The sequence below is a fragment of the Burkholderia sp. BCC0044 genome, assembly GCF_902832955.1.
Lineage (GTDB): Bacteria > Pseudomonadota > Gammaproteobacteria > Burkholderiales > Burkholderiaceae > Burkholderia.
Genome location: NZ_CADFDO010000010.1, coordinates 123943 through 144594 on the forward strand (window position 1 = coordinate 123943; position 20652 = coordinate 144594).

Here is a 20652-nt window from a genome sequence, read left to right on the forward strand (position 1 = left end):
ATCATTGGGACGATGCCGCACACCGGAACGCAACCGCATCGCACGCATGCCGCACGAATCGCGCGACACGCGTGCGCCCCTGCCGGCTACTTCGAGATGGTTTCGAGCGCGATACCCTTCGTGCGCGGCCCCATCCCCCCGATCGCGGCCATCACGACCACCATCGCGCCCGCGATGAACGCGAACACGCCGAACGTGCCGAAGCCGCGCAGCACGGCCGCGATCACGAACGACGAGAAGATCGCCGAGAAGCGGCTCCACGAATAGACGAAGCCGACGGCCCGTGCGCGAATCGACGTCGGGAACAGCTCGGCCTGGTACGCGTGGAAGCTGTACGACATGATGTTGCTCGCGAGCGTGAGGCCGATGCCGAGCACGATCAGGAACGCGCCCACCGTCGTCTGGCTGAACAGCAGCCCGCACACGACGATCGCCGCCGCCATCGCGACGATCACCGACTTGCGCTCGAAGCGGTCGGCGATCACGAGGCCGATCAGCGGGCCGATCGGCGCGGCGAGCGCGATCACGCTCGAATACATCAGGCTGGACGTGATCGTGATGCCCTGCTTGATCAGCAGCGTCGGCACCCAGTTCGCGAAGCCGTAGAAGCCGACCGTCTGGAACACGTTGAAGATCGTCATCATGATCGTGCGGCTGCGATACGGCGGCACCCACATGTCGCGGAAGCTGCCGCGCGGCGGCACGGGTTCGGCCGGCGCGGGCGGCGGCAGCGGCCGTCCGTATTCGGCTTCGACCTTCGCCTCGAGCGCGCGCATGATGCGGTCGGCTTCGTCGACCCGGCCCTGCTGCGCAAGCCAGCGCGGGCTTTCCGGCAACTCGCGGCGAATCCACCACACGAACAGCGCGCCATGCGCGCCGATCAGCACGACCCAGCGCCAGCCGTCGAGGCCGAACGGCGCGTGCGGCACGAGCAGGTAGGCGAGGAACGCGACCACCGGCACCGCGACGAACCCCACCGCCTGCTCGCACGCGAACGCGCGGCCGCGGATCTGCTTCGGCACGAGTTCGGAGATGTACGTGCCGATCGTCACCATCTCGACGCCGAGGCCCAGACCGACGACGAAGCGCCAGAAGTTCAGCCCGGCCGCGGTGTCCTGGAACGCCATCACGACGTTCGCGGCCGTGTACCACAGCAGCGACCACGTGAAGATCGCGCGGCGGCCGAAGCGGTCGGCGAGGAAGCCGCACGCGATCGTGCCGATGAAGAGGCCGGAGAACAGCGCGGCGATGAAGCTCGCGACGCCCGTCGTGCCGAACAGGCCATGTGTCGTCGCGGACAGGATGCCGCTTTTCACGAGGCCCGGCGCGATGTAGCCGCTATAGAGCAGGTCGTAGAGCTCGAAGAAGAAGCCGAGGCTCAGCAGCACGACGAGCTTCCAGACGCTGCGCGTCGGCGGCAGGCGGTCGAGGCGGGCCGAGATGGAGCCGGGGTCGATGGAAGGGGATTGGGCAGGTGCCTGGGAAAGGCTGTCCGTTGAGGCCATCTTGGGCGCGTCTCCTGATCGTGTCGTGTTGTGCGTCGTTCTCCGGCGGCTCGTCGAACCGCCGCCGGGCGAATCGCTGCATTGTACCGGCACGCCCGTTCGGCGCATGCGCAAGCCGGCGGGACGGCCGCGCCGGGCGCCGACGCCGTCCGACGCCCCGTTTTCCGCCGGACATTGTGTAAATTGCGTAACCGTATGTCGAATACGGGAAGCGCGTCGGCGCGGCGTTCCCGGGCCGCTGGCCCCGCTCGGGCCCGCGCAGACCGGCAAGAACAGGCGTGCCGCACTGTTTCGCGCAGGCGCGCGCCGCCCGAATCGCCGCGAACGAGGGCGCGCAATCGGGACAACCACGCGTTCCGCGCCCCGGTAACATGCTAGCGGGCCAACTACCGGCTTCCGGCTGCCTTTCGGCGACCGGCATTGTCGGCAAATCGTAAGCATTCCATGTCCATACAACGACTATCCACGTATGCCCGCCGGATCGCGCTGATCGCGCTGCTGCAGTTCGCGGCGATCGCGACCGCGTCGGCGTTTCCGGCGGCCGCTTCCGCGCCCGTCGCGAGCGGCGTCGGCGCGACCGCGCCGGCCATCTCGCTGCCCGACGCCGTCGCGCAGCTCAAGCAGATGCAGGCCGAGCTGGACCGCATCAAGCAGCAGACCTCGACCACGTCCAACAGCAAGGAGCTGGACGCGCTCGACGATTCGGCGCAGGAACTGAGCACCGATGTCGCGAAACTGCAGAGCGATCTCACGCCGCAACGCGCGCAGGTTCAGGCGCAACTCGACGTGCTCGGGCCGCCGCCGGCCGAGGGCGCCGCGCCGGAAACGCCCGCCGTCGCGAAGCAGCGGGCCGGGCTGGACGCACGCAAGACGCAGATCGACGCCGCGCTCAAGCAGGCCGCCGACCAGAAGGCGAGCCTCGCGAACCTGACCGAGCAGTTCGCGAAGCTGCACCGCAGCCTGCTGAAGAACCAGCTCGCGTTCCGTTCGGGCAGCATCTTCAGCGCGCAGTTCTGGCTGCCGCTGTTCCACCTGTCGCCGGACGACCGCCAGCGGCTCGACGATTTCAACGGCGAGCTGTTCGACATGCTGCATTCGTCGTGGGTGCCCGGGCAACGGGCGATCACCGCGCTGCTGCTGCTCGCCGCGTTCGCCGCATGGCTCGGCGGCCGCCGAGCCATCGAGCGCGGGCTCGCGTGGATCGCGCTGAACCGCCTGCCGCCCACCCGCTTGCGCCGCAGCGCGCTGGCGCTGACGACCGCGCTGTCGACCTTCCTGGCGACGGCCATCGCGATCCAGATCCTCTACCTCGCCGTCGCGCGCCACTACGAGCTCACGCCGTCGCTGACCGATCTGTGGGACCAGTTCGCGAAGCTCGCGGCAACCTGCGCGTTGATCGCGGGGCTCGGCCGCGCGCTGCTCTGCACGAAGCATCCGTCGTGGCGCCTGCCCGCGCTCGCCGATCCCGTCGCGCTCGCGATGAAGCCGTTCCCCGCCATCCTGGCCGGGCTGCTGCTGGTGTCGGGCACGCTCGAATCGATCAACCGGATCGTCGACACCAGCCTGTCGGTCACGCTGTTCGGGCGCGGCATCGTATCGCTCGTCGTCGCGCTGACAGTCGGCGCATCGCTGCTGCGCGCGAACCGCGCGCGCAGCGCCCTCGCGGCGGCAGGCGAGGCGCCCGAGCAGCGCTCGACGCTCGCCGGGCTGATCCACGCCGGCGTCACGCTCGCGATCGTCGCGTCGTTGATCGCACTCCTGGTCGGCTACATCACGGTCGCGCGCTTCATCACGTACGAGCTCGTGTGGTTCGAGATCGTGCTGTGCGCGACCTACATCCTGATCCAGCTGACGCGCGACGCGAGCGAAAGCCTGTTCTCGTCGAGCCTGTCGACGGGCCAGCAGATCAAGCACCTGTTCGCGCTCGAAGATCGCCACCTCGACCAGGCGCGCACGGTCCTGTCCGGCTTCGGCACGAGCCTGCTGATGCTGATCGCGGCGATCGCGCTGCTGACGGGCGGCTTCGGCACGACGCCGGGCGACCTGCTCGACAGCGCGGTCGCGATGATCGGCAGCCAGCGGCTGCAGAGCCTGAACATCATGCCCGACCGGATCTTCAACGCCGTGATCGGCTTCGCGATCGGCTTCTACCTGCTGCGCTCGCTGCGCCGCTGGCTCGACGCCGAGTTCATGCCCGCGCTCGGCATGGACACGGGCATGCGCGTGTCGCTGATCACGCTGTTCACCAACGTCGGCTACGTGCTGCTCGTGCTGATGACGCTCGGGCTGCTCGGCGTCCGGTGGAACAACCTCGCGTGGATCGTCAGCGCGTTGTCGGTCGGTATCGGCTTCGGCCTGCAGGAAATCGTGAAGAACTTCGTGTCGGGGCTGATCCTGCTGACCGAGCGCCCGGTGAAGGTGGGCGACATGGTCAGCATCGCGGGCGTCGAAGGCGACATCCGCCGCATCAACGTGCGCGCGACCGAGATCCAGCTGAGCGATCGCTCGACCGTGATCGTGCCGAATTCGCAACTGATCTCGCAGAACGTGCGCAACGTGACGATGGGCAACAGCACGCAGGGCGTCGCGACGCTGGTGCTGACGTTCCCGCTGAACACCGATCCCGAGCAGGTGCGCGACCTGCTGCTCGATGCGTATCGCGAACACCAGGCGATTCTCGACAAACCGGCGCCGTCGGTGACGTTCAGCCAGCTCGCGCCGGACGGGATCACGCTGAGCGTGACCGGCTACGTGTCGAGCCCGCGGATCGCGAGTTCGACGAAGAGCGATCTGCTGTTCGAGATCCTCAAGCAGTTGCGCGCGGCGGGGATCACGCTGTCGAGCCCGCAGATGCTGGTCGTGCAGAACATGCCGGCGAACGATGGTCCTACGCCGCACGAATCGTAGGCGAGCCATCGAGCGGGTACGCTCGCGATCGCGCGCCTCGCAGTAAACGACAAGGGCCGGTTACCGCTTCAGCGGCAACCGGCCCTTGTCATTCGACCGTCGAAGCGCCCTGGCCGGGCGCCCGCCCTTACACGTCGAACTTCACCCCCTGCGCCAACGGCAACTGCCGGCTGTAGTTGATCGTATTCGTCGCACGGCGCATATACGCCTTCCACGCGTCCGAACCCGATTCACGCCCGCCGCCCGTTTCCTTCTCGCCGCCGAACGCGCCGCCGATTTCCGCGCCGCTCGTGCCGATGTTCACGTTGACGATCCCGCAGTCGCTGCCGGCCGCCGACATGAACTGCTCGGCCTCGCGCATGTCGTTCGTGAAGATCGCCGACGACAGCCCTTGCGGCACCGCGTTGTGCACGTCGATCGCGTCTTCGAAGTTGTCGTAGACCATCACGTACAGGATCGGCGCGAACGTCTCGCGCTCGACCACCGCCGATTGCTTCGGCATCCGCACGATGGCCGGACGCACGTAGTACGCATCCGCGTGACCGATGTCGATGCGCTCGCCGCCCTTCACTTCGCCGCCCTGCTCGCGTGCATCGGCCAGCGCCTTCTGCATCGCGTCGAACGACGCACGATCGACCAGCGGGCCAACCAGCGTACCGTCCTCGAGCGGGTTACCGACCTTCACCGACGCATAGGCCTTCTCGATGCGCGGCAGCAGTTGCTCGACGAGGCTGCGATGCACGATCAGGCGGCGCAGCGTCGTGCAACGCTGGCCGGCCGTGCCGACCGCCGCGAACGTGACCGCGCGCACGACGAGATCGAGATCCGCGCTCGGCGCGACGATCATCCCGTTGTTGCCGCCGAGTTCGAGGATGCCGCGTGCCAGACGCTGGCTCAGCACCTTCGCGACTTCCTGGCCCATCCGCACGCTGCCCGTCGCGCTGACGACCGGCACCTTCTTCGACGCCGTCAGCACCTCGCCGACATCGCGCATGCCGAGCACCAGCTGGCTCAACTCCGCGGGCGCGACGCCCGGATGCGTCTTGTCGAACTCACGGAGCGCCTTCTGGAGCAGCACGTGGCACGCGATCGCGGTGAGCGGCGTCTTCTCGGACGGCTTCCACACGACCGAATCGCCGCACACGAACGCGAGCGCCGCATTCCACGCCCACACCGCGACCGGGAAGTTGAACGCCGAAATCACGCCGCACACGCCGATCGGGTGCCACGTTTCCATCATCCGGTGGCCCGGGCGCTCGGATGCGATCGTCAGGCCGTAAAGCTGGCGCGACAGACCGACCGCGAAATCGCAGATGTCGATCATTTCCTGCACTTCGCCGAGCCCTTCGGACGTGATCTTGCCGGCTTCGAGCGTGACGAGGCGGCCGAGCTCGGCCTTGTGCTCGCGCAGCACGTTGCCGAACACGCGCACGAGCTCGCCGCGCACCGGCGCCGGCACCGTGCGCCACTTGAGGAACGCGTCGTGCGCGGCGTCGATCTTGCGCTCGGCGTCGGCGGGCGTGTCGACGGCCAGCGTCGCGAGCGTCGCGCCGTCGAGCGGCGAACGCGCGGTCAGCGCATTGCCTTTCCACTGGGCGAGATCGATGTCGAGCGCGGCAAGAATGTCGTTGAATTGCATCACTTCCTCTTCAGGGACAGATTGATCGGTGCGGCGGCAGCGCCGCCCGCGTGATTCGATTGGAGCGCGTTCGAGCGCCTCGTGCAAGCGGATGCGCCACGCGGCGGGCCCGGTGCGCCATTCGGCGCATCGCGCTGCGCCGCCGCCGGAAACCCCGGCCGGACGGCGCGCCCTCGCCTCGCGAGGCACGATCCATGAAGCACATTGTCGATGGCCACAAGTCGGGCCGCTATTGATATTAACTCACGACTTCATTCCCAAAGTGCAACAACTCGGGCCACCGGGCCGCCGCGCTTTCGTACTGATTCGGGACGTTCCCAAAGCCTGCCGCGGGGCGCCAGGACACGTCCCGATACGACACAAGTTGATGACGATCCCGCATCACCCTGTGCGGAAATATCGTTTGCCGCCCGTGCACCGGACCCCACACAATCGGTGCGACGTCGAGGTGCCACACACCCGGCGCGCCGCCGGCCGTCGCGATGGCCGCCGGACGACCGACGAACGCGACACGCACCACGGCCCGGCTCAGCGGGCCTGTTTCGCACCGCATCACCGCTGCCCGGCCCGCGGCCGGCAATGCGTCGCGCTTCGTCACCGAAAAACAATCCCGGAGACAGCGCCCAGCGCCCGCCATGCATTCAGATGCCCGCCCCGATTCGCCCCGCCCGTCCGGCTCGCCGCCCGCGAAGCCGTCCCTTCACCGCGCGCTGCAGGCCCGCCATCTGCGGATGATCGCGATCGGCGGCTCGATCGGCACGGGCCTGTTCGTCGCGTCCGGCGCATCGATCTCGCAGGCGGGGCCGGGCGGCGCGATGCTCGCGTACATGCTGATCGGCCTGATGGTCTACTTCCTGATGACGAGCCTCGGCGAAATGGCCGCGTTCATGCCGGTGTCCGGCTCGTTCGCGACCTACGGCGCGAAGTTCGTGGACGAAGGCTTCGGCTTCGCGCTCGGCTGGAACTACTGGTATAGCTGGGCCGTGACGCTGGCGGTGGAGCTGGTCGCCGCGCAGCTCGTGATGCACTACTGGTTCCCGCACGTGCCGGGCGTCTGGTGGAGCGCGCTGTTCCTCACGCTGATCTTCGCGCTCAACGCGCTGTCGGTGCGCGGCTTCGGCGAGGCCGAATACTGGTTCGCGCTGATCAAGGTGCTGACGGTGCTCGCGTTCGTCGGCGTCGGCCTGCTGATGATCTTCGGGATCATGCAGGGCGGCCCCAGCGCCGGCTGGGGCAACTTCACGATCGGCGACGCGCCGTTCGTCGGCGGCTGGGCAACGATGCTCGGCGTCGCGATGATCGCGGGCTTCTCGTTCCAGGGCACCGAGATGATCGGCGTCGCGGCCGGCGAATCGGAAAACCCGCGCACGACGATTCCGCGCGCGGTGAGCCAGATCTTCTGGCGCATCCTGCTGTTCTACGTGTTCGCGATCTTCGTGATCGGCATGCTGGTTCCGTACACCGATCCGAGCCTGCTGAAGAGCGACGTGACCGATATCGGCGTGAGCCCGTTCACGCTCGTGTTCCGGCACGCGGGCCTGGCCTTTGCCGCCGGCGTGATGAATGCCGTGATCCTGACGGCCGTGCTGTCGGCCGGCAACTCGGGCATGTACGCGTCGACGCGGATGCTCTACAACCTCGCGGTCGAAGGCCGCGCGCCGAAGCTGTTCGCGAAACTGTCGCCCGGCGGCGTGCCGCGCAACGCGCTGTATGCGACCACCGCCGTCGGCGCGCTGTGCTTCCTCACGTCGCTGTACGGCGACAAGACGGTCTACCTGTGGCTGCTGAACACGTCGGGCATGGCCGGCTTCATCACATGGCTCGGCATCGCGGTCAGCCACTACCGCTTTCGCAAGGGTTTCCTGAAGCAGGGCTACCGGCTCGACCAGTTGCCGTACCGGTCGAAGTGGTTCCCGTTCGGCCCGCTGTTCGCGTTCGCGCTGTGCGCGGTCGTCGCGCTCGGCCAGGACTATCAGGCGTTCCTCGCCGACAAGATCGACTGGGCCGGCGTCGCCGCGACCTACATCGGCCTGCCGTTCTTCGTCGCGATCTGGCTTGGCTACGCGCTGGTGCGCAAATGCCGGCTGGTGCGCTACGAGGACATGGACATCGCGCCGTGGATCGAACGCAACGCGACGCTTGAAGCGACCGAAAAGGCCGATGCCGGCTATCCGGCCTATGTCGCCCGTCCGGTCAACCCGACGCCGGGCGCCTGACGCCCGGTAACGCGCCGGTCGCCCGATCGCGGCGGCCACTGCGCTGAAAACCCCATTCGACGCGGCGCGCGCGTTCAGGCAAGATCGACGCGCGCCGCCTGTTTTTCCGCCGTCACGAGTCATCGAAACCGCATGCAGAACTTCTACGAAGCCACCGTTACCCGCCAGCCCTATCCGCAACTGACCGGCACGATCGATACCCAGGTCTGCATCGTCGGCGGCGGCCTCGCCGGCCTGTGCACGGCGCTCGGCCTCGTCGAGCGCGGCGTGACGGACGTCGTCGTGCTCGACAGCGAACGGGTCGGCTTCGGCGCGTCGGGCCGCAACGGCGGCTTCGTGTTCGGCGGCTACAGCCTCGACAACGCCGACCTGCTGCGCATGCTCGGCCGCGACGAAGGGCGCCGGCTGTACCGGCTCACCGTCGACGCGGTCGACCTGATCCGCGCGCGCATCGCGCGCTACGGGATCGACTGCGACATCGTCGACCAAGGCGTGATGCTCGCGAACTGGTTCGACGATCCGTTGCGGCTCGACAGCGTGCGCACGCTGATGAAAAACGAGCTGGGCGTCGACTGGGAACCCGTGCCGACCGGCGCGCTGCGCGAGCGGCTGAAGACGCAGCGCTATTACGGCGGCCTGTTCGAACCGAACGCATTCCATTTCCATCCGCTGAAGTACGTGCTCGGCGTCGCGGCGGCCGCGTCGCGCGGCGGCGCACGCGTGTACGAGCGCTCGGCCGCGCTCGGCATTGCGCGCGACGGCGCCGGCCACGTCGTGCGTACGGCGCAGGGCGCAGTGCGCGCAAAGGACGTCGTGTTCGCCGGCGGTGGCTACGCGCGCGGCGTGTCGCCGCGCATCGAGCGCGCGGTGCTGCCGATCGCGACCTACGTGATCGCGACCGAACCGCTCGGCACGCGCCTGCCCGACGCGATCGACGCGCCGTACGCGATCTACGACACGCGTTTCGCGTTCGACTACTACCGACCGCTGAAGGACACGCGGATTCTGTGGGGCGGCCGAATCTCCGTGCTCGACCGCGGGCCCGACGCGATCGCGCGGCTGCTGCGCCGCGACCTGCTGCGTGTGTATCCGCAACTGGAAGGGGTGAAGGTCGACTACGCGTGGGGCGGGCTGATGAGCTACGCGCGGCACAAGATGCCGCAGATCGGCCGCGACGCGGACGGCGTGTGGCACGCGATCGCGTTCGGCGGCCACGGGATGGCGCCGACCACGGTGGCCGGCGAGGCGCTCGCCGCCGCGCTGGCCGAAGGCCGGCCGGTGCCGGACGGCTTCGCCGCGTTCGGGCTCACGCGCACGTTCGGGCTGGCCGGCCTCGCCGCCGCGCAGCTCACGTATACGGCGTACCAGGCCCGCGACGCGCTCGCGTCCTGCCGCCGCTGAGCGCCCGGGACGGCCGAAACGACCGCGCCGACGGCCTTGCCGATTAGAGCGGAAGGTCGGCCGGGCGGGCATTTCCCACATGCTAGAATGCCTTTTCCAAGCCGCCGCGAACCACAACAAAGTCACATGAAAGCAGGAAGCAAGGCCGCCACGTCCGACCCCCGCGCGCTTGCGTCCGATGCGCGGCGTAAATACGATCCCGAGCAAACCAAGCGCAACATCCTCGATGTCGCCACGCAGGAATTCTCCGCGATGGGCCTCGCCGGTGCGCGCGTCGACGCGATCGCCGAGCGCACGAACACGACGAAGCGGATGCTCTATTATTACTTCGAAAGCAAGGAAGGCCTGTACGAGGCCGTGCTGGAGAAGGTGTACGGCGACATCCGCGCGCTCGAGCAGGAACTGCACGTCGGCGACATGGAGCCGCGCGAAGGCATGCGCCGCCTCGTCGAATTCACGTTCGACTATCACGACAAGCATCGCGATTTCGTTCGCCTCGTATCGATCGAGAACATTCACGGCGCGAAGTATGTCGAACAGTTGAAGTCGTTCAAGAACCGCAACGTCAGCATCATCAAGACGCTCGAGGAACTGGTCGAGCGCGGAGCGGCCAGCGGCGTGTTCCGCAAGGACATCGACGCATTCGACCTGCATCTGCTGATCAGCTCGTTCTGCTTCCACCGCGTGGCGAACCGCTACACGTTCGGCGCTGCATTCGGCCGCGACCCGTCGGCGCCGCGCCTGCGCGCTCGGCATCGCGACACGATCGCCGACGCGGTGCTCCGCTACGTCGCCGCGTAAGCGGCGGCAGTCGTCGGCCGGGGCACGCGATATCCGCGCCCCGCGCGAACTTCATTCAGCACTTCAGCGCATCAGTCCGTCGGCGCGACCGACGCCAGCGCGATCCGCGCCTTCTCTTCCGGGCTGCCCGCCACGTAATACTTCTTCGCCCAGCTCGAATCGGGCGCAAGCGCGAGCCGCGCATGCGTACCCGTGCCGTGCTGCTGCTTCGCATGAATCGCCAGCGCGCGGGCGCGGTAGTGCTCGTAAAGCCGCAGGAATTCCGCGAGATAGATCGCCGCGATCCGCTTGTCGCGGATTTCGAGCAGGTTCTCGTCGTTGTACTGCTCGGAATTGCGGCTCATGTTCGCCGAGCCCGTATAGACGACCGGATTCGCGCCTTCCGCATCGATCACGATGAACTTGTGATGGATCACGACGGGCGGAAAAGCCGGCGCCGGTTCGCCCGGGAACAGCCGCAACTCCGGCTCGAAGCCTTGCGGCACGGTGGCCGGCGAAAAATACGACGCGTCGATCACATCGTGATTGTCGCGGCTGCGATGGTACAGCTCGAGGTTCGCGAGCGTCGCCGCATCGAGCGTCTGGCCGGCCTGCTGCGCGGTATCCGCCTTCGTCGCGCTGCCCACGCTGATCTTGTTCACCAGGCCGAACATCATCAGCCCACGGTCGCCGGCCGCGAAGCACGCGTCGCGCAGCGCCGCGTCGGTCGGCATGAACAGGCAGAACGACACCGAATGCTTCGCGGCCGCGATCGCGGCGACGATCGTATCGATCTCGGTACGCCGGCCCGCCGGTTCCGGCGAGTACGCGACGCGCACCTGCGCGCTGCCGATCGTCATCGGCGCCGACCAGCCCGGCGACAGCCGCGCGGTCTCCGCGATCGACGGATTCCCGGCCAGCGCATGCGCGCGCTCGTTGTACAGCGCGGCGAGCGCGGGCGAGTCGAACGCATGCAGCACGTTGGCCTGCTCGGTCAGCCCCTCGGTCGTGAAGTTCGCGGAACCGGTCAGCACGCGCGCGGGCGCCGGGTTCGACGGCGTATCGGTCACGATGAACTTGTCGTGCATGATGTGCGTCCGGTCGCGCGGCGCGAGCGTCGCGAGGCCCTTCAGCGCGTCGACGGCCGGCTGGTTCGGCGACGGCAGCGGCGGCTTGCCCTTGCGCGCGGTCGTGTGCGCGTCGTAGACGATCGCGAGCGACGCTTCGCCGTGCTTGCGCCCGAACGCGTCGAACGCGGGCAGCGCCCACAGCGTGTCGGTCAGGTGATAGACGGCCGACGCCGCGCGCGATGCGGGATCGAGCATCTGCGCGAACACCTGCTCCATATCGTTCGCGAGCCACGTGCGCAGCTTCAGCGCCTGGGCGGCGCTCGGCGCCTCGTTCGGCGCGAGGCCGAGCGCCGCGACCTGCTTCGCGAACGCCTGCGAGCTGACCACCGCGCGGTTGAACCACGTGCCGATGCCATCCTCGATGTGCGCGGGCAGCACGACGTCGCACACGCCGGCTTGCGCGTCGAGCACCTGCAGGTTCGCCGGCGTGCCGACGACCGGATAGACGTCGTAGCGGAACGACGCGCCGCGGTCCTGCGGATCGATGCGCGCGTCCCACCACATGAATTTCTGGATCGGCGCCTGATCGGTCGGCGCATCGCCCTGCGTGTCGGCGGCCGGGCCGTCGAACGTCAGGCGGTTGGGCAGCCAGCTGTCCGGCGCGCGCGTCTTGCCGTCGGTCGACCAGAAGCCCGGCGTGCGCCGGATCGCGAAGCCGAGGAAATCGGACCGCGACGCCGCATCGGGCCAGTCGAAAGCCAGCAGGACCAGGGTGGGGGAAAGGTAGCTGCGCACGCTGACGGTCATTCGTTGCTCCCTGGCCCGGCGGCCGGTCGAGTGAATGCGTCAGTCTTGACGGCGGTTCTTCCCGTGCGATGACCGTTCGATGAACCTTGTATGTCGGATGCGCGTCAGTCGCACACGAGCAGCTCGATCCCGCGCGCCGTCAGCGCGCGGCGCACGGCCTTGTCGGGTGCGCGCTCGGTCACCAGATAGCGGGCGGCGGCCGTGCCGTTGATCCGTACCGGCGTCACGCGGCCGAATTTCGAATGGTCGGCGACGATGATCGCCGTGCCCGCCGCCGCGATCATCCGGCTGCGCACTTCAGCCGCGAGCCGCGAGTAGTCGGTGCACTCGCCGTCGGGCGTGATGCCGCCGGCGCCGACGAACGCGAAATCGACGTGGTATTGCGCGAGCTGGTGGATCGTGTCGAGCCCGAACGTGGCGTCCTCGTCGTCGGACAGCTCGCCGCCGAGCAGCGTCACGCGGTTGCCGTTGCGCCGCGCGAGCACGAACGCGGTGCGCCAGTCGTTCGTGTAGATCGACAGCCGGTGCCGGTCGGCGAGCGCCAGCGCGACTGCATGCGGCGTGCTGCCCGAATCGATCAGCACCGATGCGTCGTCGGGCACGAATTCGGCTGCGCGCCGCCCGATCGTGCGCTTCGCGTCGGCGTTCGCGGCTTCGCGCTCGGACAGGCTCGGCTCGCGGCGATCCGCGGCCAGCGCGCCGCCGTGCGTCATCACGAGCAGGCCGCGCGCGGCCAGCGCGTTCAGGTCGCGCCGCACGGTTTCGCGCGACACGTCGAGCGAACGGACGAGTTCCGCGACCGACAGCGCGCCCGAGCGTCCGAGCTCCGACAGGATGTATTGATGACGTTGTTCCGCCAGCATCGCGTGTGCGCCCGAGGCGACTGGTAATGGGTAAGCCGGCCATTGTATTACGGACGTTTGACGACCATTTGACCGGGCCGGGTAGTACGGTCGGACGGCGGCCGCGCAGGTTTCCCGAAAGCGAAATTCAGTATTGCCCGGCGCGCGCGAATCCGCGCGGCGCCGGTTGCTACACTTTGCGCTTCGCCGAACGACCGACCAAGACCGACCAACAAAGGGGCTCGCGCCATGTATCGCAAAGGCAGTGTGATCGAAATCCAGTTTCCGCCGGAACGCCTCAACGACGCGGCGGGCGATCCGTACTGGATCGACCTGACGCTCGACGAAGCGCGCCGGCTCTACGAACAGCTCGCGGCGCGCTTCGCGACCGACGCGCGCGCCAACCAGCCGCTCGACACGTTCTCGATCGACTGATCGTCGCGGCTGCGCGCCCGCCTTGCGCCGCGCCGTGCGGCGAGCGCCGATCGCCGCCACACCGCGCACCCGGCGCGCGCCGACCGCCGGCCCGGTCACGCGCCGCGCGGCACGAGTGCAGGATTCGACAAGACGCCGACGCCGCTTCGGCCGATACTGGCCGACTTCCCGGTTCCGTTCGGCCGCGTCGCGGCCCGTCACGCATGCTTAACTCGATCGTCGCCGCCGTTTTCGTCGCGCTCTGGTCCACCGGCTTCATCGTTGCGCGGGCAATCAAGCCCTACGCCGATCCGAACCTGTTCCTGCTCGCGCGCTTCGCGGGCACGGCCGCGCTGTTCGGCGTGGTAGCGCTCGTCGCGCGCGCGCCGTGGCCGGCCCGCCGCGAATGGCCGCGCCACCTGATCGCCGGCGCGCTGCTGCAAGGCGTCTATCTCGGCGCGAGCTACTGGGCCGTCGCGCAAGGGCTGAATGCGGGCGTGATGGCGCTGCTCGGCGCGCTGCAGCCGCTCGCCACCGCCGTGCTCGCGGTCCCGCTGTTCAACGAACGCCTGCCTGCGCGCGGCTGGCTCGGGATGGCGCTCGGTCTGGCCGGCGTCGCGCTCGTGCTCGCGCCGAAGGTCACGGGCGGTGTCGCGCCGCCGCCGGGCGCGGCGCCTGCGTGGCTCGTCGTCACCGTGTCGGTCCTGGCGGTCGGGTCGATCACGGCCGGCTCGCTGTACCAGAAAGGCAAGCTCGCGCAGAGCGACCTGCGCACGGCGGTCGCCGTGCAGAACTTCGGCGCGGCGATCGTCGCGGCCGTCTTCGTCGTGCTGCTCCATGAAACCCGCTGGATCGACGCGCCGGCGCTGTGGGTGTCGCTCGTATGGGGCGTCGTGTTCCTGTCCGGCGGCGCGGTCACGATGCTGATGTGGATGTTGCGGCGCGGCAATGCGGCGCGCGCGACGTCGCTGTTGTTCCTCGCGCCGCCGCTGGCCGCGCTACAGGGTTACGCGCTGTTCGGCGAAACGCTCGCCGCGATCCAGCTCGCCGGCTTCGCGCTCGCGCTGGTGGGCGTCGTGCTCGCGCGGCGCTGACGCCGGCCCTCGGGCGCCCGCACGGACGCCCTTCGCGCCGCATCCTGCACCCGCCCGGCGCACCGCGCACCACGGCGATGCGCCGCGTCTCGTCGATGCAACGCGAAACCGCTGGATCGCAGGCCCGGCGCGGCGGCACGCCGCGATTGCGCTTATGATGAGCGCCTTGCATTTCGTCCCGGAACTTCCCTCATGACATCCGCCGATTACGCCAGCCGCCAACGCGCGATCATTGCCGAACTGAACGTCGCCCCGCACTTCGACGCCGACGCCGAAATCACCCGCCGCGTCGATTTCCTCGCGCAGTACCTGCGTTCGACCGGCCTGCGGACCTACGTGCTCGGCATCAGCGGCGGCGTCGATTCGTCGACGGCCGGCCGGCTCGCGCAGCTCGCGGTCGAACAGCTGCGCGCCGGTGGCTACGACGCACGCTTCATCGCGATGCGCTTGCCGAACGGCGTGCAGAACGACGAAGAGGATGCACAACGCGCGCTCGCGTTCGTGCGCGCGGACGAGGTATTGACGGTCGACGTGAAGCCGGCCGCCGATGCGATGCTCCGTTCGCTCGTCGCGTCCGGCCACGCGTTCGAAACGCCCGCGCAGCAGGATTTCGTGCACGGCAACATCAAGGCGCGCGAGCGCATGATCGCGCAGTACGCGGTGGCCGGCGCACGGCGCGGCATCGTGATCGGCACCGATCACGCGGCCGAGTCGCTGATGGGCTTCTTCACGAAGTTCGGCGACGGCGGCGCGGACATCCTGCCGCTCGCGGGCCTGAGCAAGCGCCGCGTGCGCGCGGTCGCACGCGCGCTCGGCGGCGAGGAGCTGATCGTGATGAAGGTGCCGACGGCCGACCTCGAGGAGCTGCGCCCGCTGCGCCCCGACGAGCACGCGTATGGCGTGACCTACGACGAGATCGACGATTTCCTCGAAGGCAAGCCGGTCGCCGATCGTGTGTATGAAACGGTGCTGCGCTTCTACAACGGCTCGCGCCACAAGCGCGCGCTGCCGTACACGATGTTCGACTGGCCGACCGCATAAGCCAACCGCACAAGCCGGCCGCCCCGCAGCCGACCTGCCGCCGCGCGCACCGTCCCGGCCGCGCGCGGCACATCGGCGCCGGGCAACGCTACGCGTTCCCGCCCGTCTTCTTCGCCTGCAGCGCACGAATGCGCAGCCGCGCGCCCGTATCGCTGACCGTCGCGTCGTACATCGTCGCGAGATCGCGCTTGAGCGCGGTGCGCGAGCCGCCGTCGAGATACACCATGTGCCCCGACGGATAGAACCGCGCGGACAGGTTCTGCCGCACCTTCTGGTCCTCCAGCGGCATCTGCTGCAGATCGATCACGGTCTGGTAGAACGGCGTGACGAAATCGTAGAAGCCGTTCGCCGACAGCACCTTCAGGTCGACGTTCAGCGCCATCACCGCGGCGAGGTCGCCGGCCGTGTAGAGGATCACGTTCCCCTGCGCATCGATGCCCTGCTGCGCGCCGGTCGGGTCGATGTGGCTGAAATCCCAGTTCTGGAACGCCTGGTCGTTCAGGTCCGTGAACGCGGAGTTCGACGTGAACTTCAACTGCTCGTTCAGGTAGCTGTTCCACATCGCCGTATAGACGCCCGTCACGGCCGTCATCGTCGGATCGTTGCCGCCCGAATTCGGGTCGATCTTGCCGGCGATGCCCGACGAGATCCCGGTCACGCGCCCGTCGTACGAACCGAGCGCGAGCCCTTGCGCATGCAGCAGCGTCGTCAGGAACAGCGAATTGCCGCGCGTGTCGTAGCCGGCGATGTCGAGCCCCCACGTCTGTAGCGTCGCCGTATCGATGCCCGTGTATGCCGACAGTTTCTGCACGGTGGCCGGGTTCGCATGCGGCACCGCACGCAGCGCGGTCAGGTAGTCGGTGCGCGCGAACTGCGCGACTTCCTCGACGAACGCGCCGAGATCGGTCGGCGCCGGCTTGATGCCGAGCTTCTTGTGATACCACGCGTCGGCCGCGGCGGTCGGCAGCGCGCCGACCGGGTTGCCGGCCTGCCGGTAATCGAGGATCGACGATTGCAGCGTGACGCCGTTCAGGTCGACGCCGTCCTCGTGCAGCTTGTACGCGAGCACGCAGCTGCGCGCGGTGCCGTACGATTCGCCGAACAGGTATTTCGGCGAATTCCAGCGGTTGTTCTTCGTCAGGTAGCGCTTGATGAACTGCTTCAGCGAATTCGCGTCCTGGTCGACGCCCCAGAAGTCGCGGTTCTTGTTCGGCGCGACGGCCGCCGAATAGCCGGTGCCGACCGGGTTGATGAACACCAGGTCGCTGTGGTCGATCATGCTGTCCGGGTTGTCTTCGATCTGGTACGGCGCGGGCGGCGTGAAACCCGGCATCGACGTCTTGATGCGTTTCGGCGCGAACGAGCCGAGCAGCACGAACACCGACGACGAACCGGGGCCGCCGTTGTAGAAGAACGTCACGGGCCGTGTTTCCTCCTTCGCGCCGTCGGCCGTGAACGCGACGTAGAAGAGCTTCGCGGCCGGCTGCGAACTGCTCGGATCGACCGTCACGAGGTGGCCGACCGTCGCCGTGTACGCAATGCGCTTCCCGTCGATCAGGATCGTGTGGTGCGTGATCGCGGCCGCTTCGGTCGTGTCGGTCACCGAATCGTCGGGGCCGTTGCCGTACGCGACCGGATCGAAGAACGGCTGGTCGCGGCCGTGGCTCAGCGCGACCGGGTTGATGGTCGGCGGCACGCCATGCGAATTGTGGTCGCCGTGATGCAGCGGATACACGCCGCCGGAAGATGCGGAATCGATGCCCATCGTGCTGCTCCTGGAGGTGAAAAAAGACGCGGGCAGACCACCCGCGTCGAACCGAAAGGCGTGCGCCGGCGCGTCAGCTCGACGGCTTGCGCGCGAGGATCGTGGCAAGCCGCGCACCGTTCGGGCTGCCGAGGCCCGTGCACGCGTCCCAGCCGGACGCGGCCGCATACGTGCCGTTCGATCCTTTCGTGATGTCGCGCAGCGCGTCCGGATGCTTGTACAGCACCGGATTGATCCAGCCGGCCGATGCACCGGCCGCCGCGTTGATCCGCGCGATCAGCGCGGCCCACAGCGGTGCGACCGCGCTCGTGCCGCCCATCACCGCGGGCGTGCCGGCCACCGACACTTCGTAGCCCGTCTGCGGCGACGCGTCGCCGGCCACGTCCGGCACGCCGCGCTTCGCGAGCGGCGTGCTGCTGCCGTCGGCGCGCGCGACGGCGAGCCCCTGCTGCCATGCCGGCAGGTCGAACAGCGCACTGACGCCGCCGCCGCCCGCACCGCCGCCGGACGCCTCGTCGTTCCACGTGACCTCGCTGCGGATGCCCTGCCCGGGCAGCGCGTCGAGCTGCGTGCCGCCGCAGCCGAGCACGTACGGGCTCGATGCGGGGAAATCGACGTGATCGGCGCCATCCTGCAGCCCGTCGCCCGAGCCGCTGTCGCCCGACGCCGCGCAGACGGTGATGCCCTGCGCGGCGGCCGCCTGCAGCACGCGGTTGAACGCGTGCGCCGACTGCGCCTGCCAGATCGCTTCCGGGCCGCCCCAGCTGATCGAGATCACGGAAGGCCGGTTGGTCTTGTCGGTGACGGCCGCGTTGACGGCCTGGATGAAGCCCGCGTCGCTATTCGGCGCGAAGTAGATCGCGATCTTCGCGGCCGGTGCGATCGCGCCGGCGATCTCGATGTCGAGCGCGACTTCGCCGTCCGGGCCGTTCGGCTCGCCGGTCGGCGCATTGCGGCCGGTGCCGACGTTCACGTCGACGAGCGTGGGCGGCGTCGTGATCCCGAGCCCGCGGAAATACTGCTGGATGTCGGCCGCGCGATAGCCGCCGCCGAGCTCGACGATCGCGATGCATTGCCCGGCGCCGTCGCCGGCCGGAAAGTCGTACAGCGACGCAAGCTGGATCGGCGTGAACGTGACGGCCGCCGCGCCGCGCGCGGGCTTGAACGGCGGACGGAAGCGGAAGTGCGGCCGCGCCTGCGGGCGGCTGTCGAGACCGAGCACGGCCGTGACCGCATCGCCGATATCGTCGGGCAACACGATCGGGCCCGTACGGCCGCGATACTGGCCGATCGACCGATGCTCGAAGCGCTCGAGCTTCACGCTGAACGCGGCTTCGAACTGCGCGATCGTGCCGGACAGCACGACGACGCTCTCGACCGGATCGACGCGATCGACCGTCAGCTGATGACGGTGCGCGAAGTCCTCGGTCTTGCGGATGTCGTCGGGATTGGCGGAGAAACGCTGCGCGAATGCGTCGCGCGACACCGGTTTTGCACGGGCGTCGCCGGTGGCGAGCTGGTGCACCAACGCATCGAGTTGCCCTTCTTCCTGCCGCCGCAACATGATCGTGACGTGGATGCGTTGTGCCGGATCGCACTGACCGAGACACTTGGACTCGGCGACGATGCGGGGTTCACGGTCGGCTTGAAGATGCCTTGCCATGTTCAGACCCTCCTTGGTACCGCGTTGCACGGAACAGCCAGGAAATCGGACATAGCCCGCGGAAGACGGTTCCGTTCGGTCAGTCGATTCGCGACGGCGCGTGTGCGACGGTGCGCTGCGATCGCGCGAAGTAACAGGAAGTTTAGAACAGTCAGACGATTTGCGCGCACGACCTTCTGCGGCAAGGCGCGCGTGCGGGCCGGCATCGCGCGGCCTGCGTCGAGTCTCGTGCATGGCGGCCCGCGCGACGGCCATGCGGCAGGCGACGCTCAATCCATCGACAACCGCAGCGCGAAACCGATCAGCGCGGCGGAAAAGGTCCAGCGCTGCACCGTCTGCGCGAGCGGATGCGCGCGCATCCACGCCGCGATGCGCGACGCGCCGAACACGCACGCGAGGTCGAAGCACACGCCGGCCGCCACCAGCAGCGCGCCGAGCTCGAACATCTGCCAGACGACCGGCCCGGTCTCGGGCCGCACGAACTGCGGCAGCAGCACCGAGCAGAACAGCAGCGCCTTCGGGTTCAGCAGGTTGGTCAGCAGCCCCTTCACGAACGACTGCCGCAGCTCGCCCGCCGCCGCGTCGCCGTCGCCGAGCGCGAACACCGGCGAGCGGAACACCTGGATCGCGACATACGCGAGATAGAGCGCGCCGCCGTAGCGGATCACCTCGTACAGCCAGGGCGCACTGCGGATCAGCGCCGCGACGCCGCACGCCGACAGCGTCACGTGCACGGTGCGCGCGAGCGACAGGCCGGCGGCCGCCGCCATCCCCGGCCGCACGCCGCGGCCGATGCTGGTCTGCAGCACGAGCGCCATGTCGGGCCCCGGTACCGCGTAAATGGCCGCCAGCGCGGCGAGATAAATCAACAGCAAATGCGTGGAAATCATGGTCTGCCCCCGTCCTTCATTGACGATATGTTGCCGCTGAAGGCGGAGGGATTATTGGCCATATTTGGCTCAGAAATGGCTATCCGCAGGGGAATCCGCCACAATCATGAAATCACGACAAGGATTCCGCCAACATGATCGACCTCGACAAAACCGACCGCGCGATCCTCGCTGCGGTGCAACGCGACGGCCGCCTGCCGATCGCGCGGCTCGCCGAATCCGTCGGCCTGTCCGAGACGCCTTGCGCACGGCGTCTGAAGCGCCTGGAAAACGACGGCTACATCGAGCGCTACCGCGCGCAGCTGTCGCGCCAGGCGCTCGGCTTCGGCGTGGTCGCGTTCGTGCTCGTGCGGTTCGCGACGCACGACCGCAAGGTCGCCGACCGGTTCGAACGGGAAGTGCTCGGCATCGAGCGGATCCTGGCCTGCCACAACGTCGCGGGCACGGCCGATTACCTGCTCCAGGTGGTCGCGCGCGACCTCGACGACTACGGCACGTTCCTGCGCGATTCGCTGCGAATGCTGCCGGGCGTGACGTCGATCGAATCGGCGCTGTCGCTGCGCGAGGTGAAGCACGACGCCGGGTTGCCGGTGCCGTGATGCGCGCCGGGCCGGGCAA

The 20652-nt window shown here is 68.5% G+C and carries 15 protein-coding genes; 8 read left to right on the forward strand and 7 right to left on the reverse strand.

Annotated elements, in window-relative coordinates:
• Positions 1-86: 86 nt before the first annotated feature.
• On the reverse strand, positions 87-1505 hold the full coding sequence (locus tag HWX14_RS35550) for an MFS transporter (protein ID WP_175886705.1): 1419 nt from the start codon (positions 1503-1505) through the stop codon (positions 87-89).
• A gap of 444 nt (positions 1506-1949) precedes the next feature.
• Here HWX14_RS35550 and HWX14_RS35555 point away from each other — a divergent pair, with 444 nt between their 5' ends.
• On the forward strand, positions 1950-4412 hold the full coding sequence (locus tag HWX14_RS35555) for a DUF3772 domain-containing protein (protein ID WP_175886706.1): 2463 nt from the start codon (positions 1950-1952) through the stop codon (positions 4410-4412).
• Between the two features lie 127 nt (positions 4413-4539).
• Here the strand turns inward: HWX14_RS35555 and HWX14_RS35560 are convergent, their stop codons facing one another.
• Entirely contained in the window at positions 4540-6051 is a 1512-nt protein-coding gene (locus HWX14_RS35560) for an aldehyde dehydrogenase family protein (protein WP_175886707.1), read from the reverse strand.
• A gap of 635 nt (positions 6052-6686) precedes the next feature.
• Between HWX14_RS35560 and HWX14_RS35565 the strand changes: the two genes are divergently transcribed.
• The 3 genes from HWX14_RS35565 to HWX14_RS35575 all read left to right on the forward strand — a co-directional run bounded on the left by HWX14_RS35565 (position 6687) and on the right by HWX14_RS35575 (position 10469).
• Positions 6687-8267 carry an amino acid permease gene (locus HWX14_RS35565; RefSeq protein WP_175886708.1) on the forward strand — a complete coding sequence of 527 codons (1581 nt, stop codon included), beginning with the start codon at positions 6687-6689 and terminating at the stop codon, positions 8265-8267.
• 132 nt (positions 8268-8399) lie between these two features.
• On the forward strand, positions 8400-9668 hold the full coding sequence (locus HWX14_RS35570; protein WP_175886709.1) for an FAD-binding oxidoreductase: 1269 nt from the start codon (positions 8400-8402) through the stop codon (positions 9666-9668).
• Between the two features lie 126 nt (positions 9669-9794).
• A complete protein-coding gene (locus HWX14_RS35575; RefSeq protein WP_012339399.1) occupies positions 9795-10469 on the forward strand; it encodes a TetR family transcriptional regulator in 675 nt (224 codons plus the stop codon).
• 71 nt (positions 10470-10540) lie between these two features.
• Here the strand turns inward: HWX14_RS35575 and HWX14_RS35580 are convergent, their stop codons facing one another.
• Both HWX14_RS35580 and HWX14_RS35585 read right to left on the reverse strand, forming a co-directional pair.
• Complete coding sequence (locus HWX14_RS35580; RefSeq protein WP_175886710.1) at positions 10541-12325, reverse strand: phospholipase D-like domain-containing protein; 1785 nt, start codon at positions 12323-12325, stop codon at positions 10541-10543.
• A gap of 104 nt (positions 12326-12429) precedes the next feature.
• Positions 12430-13188, reverse strand: coding sequence for a DeoR/GlpR family DNA-binding transcription regulator (locus tag HWX14_RS35585; RefSeq protein ID WP_124504445.1), 759 nt, complete (start codon positions 13186-13188; stop codon positions 12430-12432).
• 228 nt (positions 13189-13416) lie between these two features.
• On the opposite strand from HWX14_RS35585, the gene HWX14_RS35590 reads away from it, so the two are divergent.
• The 3 genes from HWX14_RS35590 (at position 13417) to nadE (ending at position 15716) form a co-directional block, all read left to right on the forward strand.
• The gene (locus tag HWX14_RS35590) at positions 13417-13602 is read left to right on the forward strand and encodes a hypothetical protein (RefSeq protein ID WP_006480515.1); all 186 of its coding nucleotides are present in this window, start codon (positions 13417-13419) and stop codon (positions 13600-13602) included.
• Between the two features lie 203 nt (positions 13603-13805).
• Positions 13806-14675 (forward strand): DMT family transporter, encoded by an 870-nt coding sequence (locus tag HWX14_RS35595; protein ID WP_175886711.1) that lies wholly within the window; start codon positions 13806-13808, stop codon positions 14673-14675.
• 192 nt (positions 14676-14867) lie between these two features.
• On the forward strand, positions 14868-15716 hold the full coding sequence (gene nadE, locus HWX14_RS35600; protein ID WP_175886712.1) for an ammonia-dependent NAD(+) synthetase: 849 nt from the start codon (positions 14868-14870) through the stop codon (positions 15714-15716).
• An 88-nt stretch (positions 15717-15804) separates the two neighbouring features.
• Here the strand turns inward: nadE and HWX14_RS35605 are convergent, their stop codons facing one another.
• The 3 genes from HWX14_RS35605 to HWX14_RS35615 all read right to left on the reverse strand — a co-directional run bounded on the left by HWX14_RS35605 (position 15805) and on the right by HWX14_RS35615 (position 20034).
• Positions 15805-17481: a peptidase S1 gene (locus tag HWX14_RS35605; RefSeq protein WP_175886713.1), complete on the reverse strand. Its 1677-nt coding sequence runs from the start codon at positions 17479-17481 to the stop codon at positions 15805-15807.
• A 73-nt stretch (positions 17482-17554) separates the two neighbouring features.
• On the reverse strand, positions 17555-19144 hold the full coding sequence (locus HWX14_RS35610; RefSeq protein WP_175886714.1) for a S53 family peptidase: 1590 nt from the start codon (positions 19142-19144) through the stop codon (positions 17555-17557).
• Positions 19145-19413: 269 nt separating this feature from the next.
• On the reverse strand, positions 19414-20034 hold the full coding sequence (locus tag HWX14_RS35615) for a LysE family translocator (protein WP_175886715.1): 621 nt from the start codon (positions 20032-20034) through the stop codon (positions 19414-19416).
• 134 nt (positions 20035-20168) lie between these two features.
• Between HWX14_RS35615 and HWX14_RS35620 the strand changes: the two genes are divergently transcribed.
• A complete protein-coding gene (locus HWX14_RS35620) occupies positions 20169-20633 on the forward strand; it encodes an Lrp/AsnC family transcriptional regulator (RefSeq protein WP_006488501.1) in 465 nt (154 codons plus the stop codon).
• Positions 20634-20652 lie beyond the last annotated feature (19 nt).